Origin of the sequence: Vibrio sp. 10N.222.49.C9 (assembly GCF_041474985.1) — a bacterium.
GTDB lineage: Bacteria > Pseudomonadota > Gammaproteobacteria > Enterobacterales > Vibrionaceae > Vibrio > Vibrio crassostreae_C.
Genome location: NZ_JBFRVD010000232.1, coordinates 1 through 272 on the forward strand (window position 1 = coordinate 1; position 272 = coordinate 272).

Here is a 272-nt window from a genome sequence, read left to right on the forward strand (position 1 = left end):
CTTCAATCCCTGAAGTGATCTTTGGGGTTGGCATAAAAACAAGGATCAAGGTAACAGGTACTATGATCATCAACGCCCTGCGATGTAATTTCGGTAACGAAGTCACTCCACCTTTAATCTTTGAAGGCAGTGCTTTCCACTCTATTTGGTTCCACGTGTCTAATAATACTTCTGTGTGTCTCTTAGAGCGGGTACGTCGATTCATCCCATATCACTCCGACTTATCCATTTCTATCAGGATATAAAAAAAACCGCTCAATGAACACACCCGA

Annotated in this window: 1 protein-coding gene; it reads right to left on the bottom strand. The window is 42.3% G+C overall.

Annotated elements, in window-relative coordinates; genetic code table 11:
- Positions 1 to 205: OapA N-terminal domain-containing protein (locus tag AB4585_RS22900; protein WP_372171105.1), on the bottom strand; the 205-nt coding region annotated here is incomplete at its 3' end.
- Between the last annotated feature and the right edge of the window lie 67 nt (positions 206 to 272).